The sequence below is a fragment of the Segatella copri genome (genome assembly GCF_009494835.1).
In the GTDB taxonomy this organism is placed as follows: Bacteria; Bacteroidota; Bacteroidia; order Bacteroidales; family Bacteroidaceae; genus Prevotella; species Prevotella copri_F.
The window spans coordinates 57,172-63,324 of sequence record NZ_VZBE01000082.1 but is presented as its reverse complement, the minus strand read 5'-3'; the positions used below and the strand labels follow the sequence as shown (position 1 = coordinate 63,324).

At 42.2% G+C, this 6,153-nt stretch carries 7 protein-coding genes; 5 read left to right on the top strand and 2 right to left on the bottom strand.

What is annotated here, in order from left to right; genetic code table 11:
* Nucleotides 1-215 precede the first annotated feature (215 nt).
* The 4 genes from F7D47_RS12255 (at nt 216) to F7D47_RS12240 (ending at nt 2,110) form a co-directional block, all read left to right on the top strand.
* Entirely contained in the window at nt 216-800 is a 585-nt protein-coding gene (locus F7D47_RS12255) for an HU family DNA-binding protein (RefSeq protein ID WP_153084259.1), read from the top strand.
* Nucleotides 801-825: 25 nt separating this feature from the next.
* Nucleotides 826-930 (top strand): smalltalk protein, encoded by a 105-nt coding sequence (locus F7D47_RS12250; RefSeq protein ID WP_153108154.1) that lies wholly within the window; start codon nt 826-828, stop codon nt 928-930.
* Nucleotides 931-1,178: 248 nt separating this feature from the next.
* Entirely contained in the window at nt 1,179-1,616 is a 438-nt protein-coding gene (locus F7D47_RS12245) for a hypothetical protein (protein ID WP_367379487.1), read from the top strand.
* Between the two features lie 182 nt (nt 1,617-1,798).
* On the top strand, nt 1,799-2,110 hold the full coding sequence (locus F7D47_RS12240) for a hypothetical protein (protein WP_228113390.1): 312 nt from the start codon (nt 1,799-1,801) through the stop codon (nt 2,108-2,110).
* A 243-nt stretch (nt 2,111-2,353) separates the two neighbouring features.
* Here the strand turns inward: F7D47_RS12240 and F7D47_RS12235 are convergent, their stop codons facing one another.
* Both F7D47_RS12235 and F7D47_RS12230 read right to left on the bottom strand, forming a co-directional pair.
* Nucleotides 2,354-3,214, bottom strand: coding sequence for a nucleoside hydrolase-like domain-containing protein (locus F7D47_RS12235; protein WP_153086029.1), 861 nt, complete (start codon nt 3,212-3,214; stop codon nt 2,354-2,356).
* A 222-nt stretch (nt 3,215-3,436) separates the two neighbouring features.
* A complete protein-coding gene (locus F7D47_RS12230) occupies nt 3,437-4,396 on the bottom strand; it encodes a family 43 glycosylhydrolase (RefSeq protein ID WP_228113389.1) in 960 nt (319 codons plus the stop codon).
* Nucleotides 4,397-4,897: 501 nt separating this feature from the next.
* Here F7D47_RS12230 and F7D47_RS12225 point away from each other — a divergent pair.
* Nucleotides 4,898-6,022 (top strand): ATP-binding protein, encoded by a 1,125-nt coding sequence (locus F7D47_RS12225; RefSeq protein WP_118141050.1) that lies wholly within the window; start codon nt 4,898-4,900, stop codon nt 6,020-6,022.
* Nucleotides 6,023-6,153: the final 131 nt, after the last annotated feature.

The following is a 6,153-nucleotide window of genomic DNA, read 5'->3' as shown; positions in this document are numbered from 1 at the left end:
TGAGCCACTTGAGTAAGTTAACTGAGCCACTTGAATATTCTGCAGCATACGCTTGCGTGCAAAAGTATACATAATTGAGCCAAATAGAGCACAACTGGTACTTATCGTACCAAAGTGGACAAGTGGGGCACCGCCGATGTTGTATCTTTGTATCAGCATTCGGGAAGAGACCGGTGCACAACATGATTATTCACAATTTTAAAATTTTATGTATTATGGCAATTAATTACAGTTTAGTAAAGCTTGCGTCAAAATTTGGTGACAAAGCAGGAGTTCCTCTTTTCTACGCCCGTGCTCAGATGAAAGACTCCATTTCGCTCAAGAAGTTCGCGAAGTTGATCTCTATGCAGACCACTGTATCCTATGCGGATGTAACAGCCGTTCTGGTCAGTATGCAGGAGAACATGGTCATCGAGTTGCAGCGAGGCAACCAGATTGATTTCGGCGAGTTGGGCAAGTTCCGCCTCCAGCTTACCTGTGAGGGTGCGGCAACCGCAGCCGAATTCAAGAGCGACATCAACATCAAGGGTGTGAACATCCAGTTTATCCCGGGCAGCGATCTTGCCAACATCTTCGTAGGTATGGAGTTTGAGCAGGTTGCATCACGTGCCGTACAGAAGGCTGCCCTCAAGGCTGAGAAGGAGGGTGCCAAGACTCTCGACATCGAGGAGGCTAAGAAAAAGCCTGCCAAGGACAATGCTTCTTCAGGCGGCGATACCACGGGTGGCAACACCTCTGGCGAGCAGACCGGCGGCACAGGCAGTACTGGCAACGGTGACACTGGAGACGGATTAGAATAATTAACCTTTTAAAACAGAATAGATTATGACAGAAAAGAACAAGCAGAGATGGAATGAGATTCTCAAGTTTGCAGTAACCGTACTGACAGCTCTCCTCGGGGCGTTGGGCGTTTCGGCAGGTGGACTTTAGAGTGATTTCATGAGCAGAATCCCTCCGAATTTATTTAACAAGTTAGGGCGCATCCAATCCGGATGCGCCCTTTTTCTTTGTCGCCATATTTCTTTCATTCAACACTCAACATTCAACATTCAACACTCAACATTTACCTCTCAATATCCACCATTCTCTAACTTTTTCTGTAACTTTTCCTAGAAAACTCTTGCAGATATGAAAATAAAACCGTAACTTTGCGCTATAGAATTTTAAAACAGATGGTTATGAAGTACTTAGATCCTAAGGCAGACCTCACGTTCAAGAAGATATTCGGCAATCATCCCGATCGATTGAAAAACCTTCTGAATACCCTTCAGTCACTCAATGAAGATGAACTGATACAACAGCAACAATATCTGCCGACAACAGAAGAACTGGAGATTTCCGGCTTTACTGATGCCGAACTCCGTGCCTATGATAAGTTTTGGGATTCGGTAAGTGTTGAAAGAACCCTTCTGGATGACAGATATCAGAAAGGAATGGAAGAAGGCATGGAAAAAGGCAGAGCTGAAGGTATAGCTGAAGGCATAGAAGAAGGCATGTCCCAGCGAAGCCTTGAGATTGCCAGGAAGATGCTGGCAAAGGGTATGGATGAAGCGTCTATCATGGATATGACGGGGCTGACGTCAGAGGAGATAAAGCTGCTGAAAGCGGAGATGTAGATTACGATTATCACCATATAACCAAGGGTCTATACACCACTTGTAATCGTGGCATATAGCCCCTTGTCCTGTCACATAAGAAACGCAATCTCTTACTTTTTCATAAACTTTTCACTGAAATCTCTTGCGGGTTTGAAAATAAAACCGTAACTTTGCGGCATGGATTTTTAATACAGATGATTATGAAGCAGGTAGAAGAAAGATACATCAGCTTTGAAGCCAGCAAGATGGCATATCGCGACATCAAGAATTCCGTTGACACCGCTAAGCGTGAAGGTATAGCTGAGGGTATGGAAAAGGGAATGGAATTAGGTATGGCGAAAGGTAAGCAAGAAGGTCTTGCGGAAGGTATGGAGAAAGGTAGAGCAGAAGGCAAGCATGAGGCCAACACAGAAACAGCACAACGATTGCTGGCAATGGGACTTTCTGCCGAACAGGTTTCCAAAGCTACCCAGCTACCTTTGGAAATCATTAAGAATCTGAGCAATACATAAAAAATATAATAGCGGAGATATTGATGACAAATATCACCATAATAAATCCCAGAACTGCTTGGAAGAGCGATTCTGGGATTTTTTATACCATTTGTTTAATATTTATATTATATAGATTCTACATCATCGTTCACATTATTATATATAGTACGATGCGAGCATTGTAAAACGTCTCATTTGTTATATGTTAAATATCAATTACTGAATTATCTTTTTCTGATAACATTGCCTTTATAGTTATGTTTATCGCTGCCTAGAAAGGTTGAATGTCTCGCCAAGTTTTGGGCGGATGATGACCCTTCTGTAACTGGTCAGTGCCGGAGTCCCATTGTCTGTCACTTCACAGATTATATGCAGTTCTTTTCCTGCCGCATCCTGGGGGATACGTAGAATGGCATTAGCTTTGTCTGCCTCTCTGATACTTACCGTTGAGGTGTAAGTACCCGCTTCCGGCAATATCCACCAGTGGAATGTCAGTTTATCTTTATCCGGATCCACAGATTTTGAAGCGTTTAATTGGAGTTCCTCTTCTGTTTCTGGTTCAATTATAATCGGGTTCAATCCCTTTTCACCATTTACGATGACTATCGGGTTACGGTTTCCTTTGCCGTATGCAGCCCAATCCATACGTGCCATGAAGTTGGCGAATATTGCGGGATAGAAGTATTTTTCATATTTCTCCGATATGCATCTGACTGCCGGATCTGCATTTGTGTAGCATGTTGTCAGACTGTCTGGTGACAGTTCCCATCGGAAATAGCCACCCCAACCTGCCTGGCTACATACGGTCGGATCGTTTAATCCATTTGGGGTTACATGTAGGAAAGAAGGAGTGTCGCCTTCCACTCCGTATTTGTTTTTCGGATATATTTTCCCTAGATTCCCGTGATTTTGTATATGAGTTGCGTATTCGTTCCAATTCTGGCTTCCTATGGCGTTCTGCACGATCCAGGCGCTGTCGTCCCAGAAAAAGCGGATATCCTTGCCGCAAGTCTTGCGGATCCATTGATGAGAACTGAAGGCATAATCCACAGGGGGACCTCCGCATACATCTTGGTCTGTAATTGTATAAACACACAACTTATTCAGAAACTTTTTAAACACCTGAGCAGCAAAAAGTTCTTGAACAAGTCAAGCGGCAGAGCCGAGCGGCCCAGGATTTTGCCATGTCGAAGAATTCACTTATCTTAGTGTTGCAAAAACAAACAAGAGAATCCAACGATAGCACAGCTTCCATGCATAGTCTCCTCAGCGCGGGATACGTACAGGAAGTAAAGGAGAGTGCATCATAATGGGCAATGCACCCTCCTTGTCATCAGGAAGTTATCATTTGAACTTCCATTCGTCGAATGTGATATTGTTTCCTTTCAGGACAAAACAGAGGTCCATTGTGCCTGTCATATTCTTTTGAAGTTGGGATTCTATGAGTTTCATTTGCGGGGTACCGACTTTGATTGAAGCAATGACTTCTCCGTCCGGCCTATCCCGGCGGACTTCTATGATTCCGTTTCCGGATGCCTTAATTTCCAGACTGGAAGGTACTTTGTTGAATTCCACACCTCTGACAGCAATGATGCCAGTCTTGTTGGGAACGGTAACGGCATACATGTCCCCGATGCTTTTTCCATTTGTGAACTTGACACCTTGTGTGGCTGCTGTGGTTTCGGCCTGCTGGATGATGAACGGATTCATAGGCTGTATCTGTTTTACGCCTTTCAGAGTCTGATTACCCATGTGGATATTCACAGTATTCTCGTCAACTTGTATTTCATCGACACAAACATTACGAAAACCAGCTGTTGTATTGAAACTATGTTGCAAACTCATTGTGTGATAGAATACATACCATTTTCCGCGGAATTTGTGTAGATGTGTATGATTGTTGCTGTAGTCAAATCCATAATCTCCTGGGTTTTTCATATAGTTGTGCTGGTATTTCCAACTTTTGGTTACCAGCGGAGTTTTGCTAGTCATGTAACTCATGCAACAGGTGGTTGGTTTCTCTGTCGGGAGAGGCCAGTCGCTAAAATCTTGCCAATCTATGTTATAAGTATAAACGTATGTGCCGTTGATGTAGTTTAATTCGTTAGCTTCGAAATGATGGGGAGCCCTGATGGGCTTTATCGGGCCATCCACACTAATCATGTCTTTTCCCAAACGCATAATGCGAGCACATCCTCCGCCTACTGTCAGCCAACCTTTTCCTTTGTCATCGATGACTACACCCGGATCGAAAGCGGCTTTGCGCCATATATCAAATACTTTATCAAACGTATCAAAATGCACTGGGAGGGCAGGTTTGTTACCTGCCCTCCCAGTACTGAATGATTACAAGCGTAGGGCTTGATGCCTACAAGTGACGTAAGTAATAGTGAGAAGAATGCCTTCCGCATATCTTTTGGCGGTCGCCAAAAGATATGCGATTCTAGGACTTGCAATCATTAGGAACAGGAGTTAAAGGCATTAGCTTCTGGAACAACAATCATCAACTCCTAGGGCTACAAGCAACAGATACTAGATTAAGAATTTTCACAACCCATAACATTGGGTATAAACTAAAGTTACATGGCACCCTATTAACAAGGCAAAAATAGCTCAAAAATGTCCCTAATCCAAAAAATCAGTACGAATTTTCGGATTATAATCCAAAAAAACAGTGTTATTTTTTGGATTAGCGAATATTTTCATTACCTTTGCAGAAGATTAGCTGCACTCGGCAATTTGAAAGCAAGCTTTCATTGCGCTCATTTGCATAATCTTTGCAAAAGATTTAAACATAAGAATAAAATGATAAGAAGGAAACTACAAGAAACGATAGAGGCCAGAATGTTTGGTGGTAAAGCTATTATTATAATAGGTGCCAGACAAGTAGGAAAAAGTACGCTTTTCAAAATGATACTTGAAAAACGTACGGAACCTATATTGCAATTAAACTGTGATGAGCCAGAAGTAAAAGAAATGCTATCCCAGGTGAATAGCCAAGAACTAAAATTGCTCATTGGCAAACACAAGATTGTCATGATAGACGAGGCACAAAGAGTAGAAAACATAGGGCTAACCCTAAAATTGATTACTGACAACTTCCCTGAAGTACAATTACTGGTAACAGGCTCTTCCTCATTTGAATTACAAAACAAGCTCAATGAGCCACTGACCGGCAGAAAGTTTGAGTATCATCTCTTTCCATTGTCCACTGGTGAATTACTCGAATCTCAAGGCTTACTTACAGTAAAGCAAACACTAGAGAATCGCCTCATCTATGGCTCATACCCAGATGTCATCAATCATACAAAAGATGCAAAAGACATCTTGTACAATCTGTCCAATAGTTATCTCTATAAGGACTTGCTCACCTTAGAGAGTATACGCCGACCTGCATTGCTTAGCAAGCTACTCACTGCTTTAGCACTGCAAGTTACTAGCGAAGTTTCATACAATGAGCTGGCACAGACAGTAGGTACGGACAGCAAAACCGTGGAAAAATATGTAGACTTGCTAGAAAAATGCTATATCATCTTCAAGCTAAATGGTTTTAGCAGAAACCTGCGCACAGAACTGAAACGAGCCAAGAAGTTTTACTTTTACGACAATGGTATCCGAAATGCCATATTGCAAAACTTTGCGCCTTTGGCCCTTCGACAAGATGTTGGTGCCTTGTGGGAGAACTTCGTTATCAGCGAAAGAATAAAAGCTAACCAGTATGAAGGAAGATATGTAAACAGCTATTTCTGGCGAACCAACCAACAGCAAGAGATAGACTACATCGAGGAAAGCGACGGACAGTTTACTCTCTTCGAAATGAAATGGAATCCAAAGAGAGCAAATACTCAGTTTCCTGCTTCCTTCCTAAACACATACGATGTGAAGGATAAAACGATCATCACTCCCGAAAATTGGCTAGAGCACCTATAAGAAACAAAAAAGTCCTTTCACCTTTCATCTATCTGAAATGCAAGAAGATAGATGAAAGGCGAAAGGACATCTAAACAACAAAACTATTTTTATTTTATCACAAAACCTAACTACTTCATCACAATTTTTCT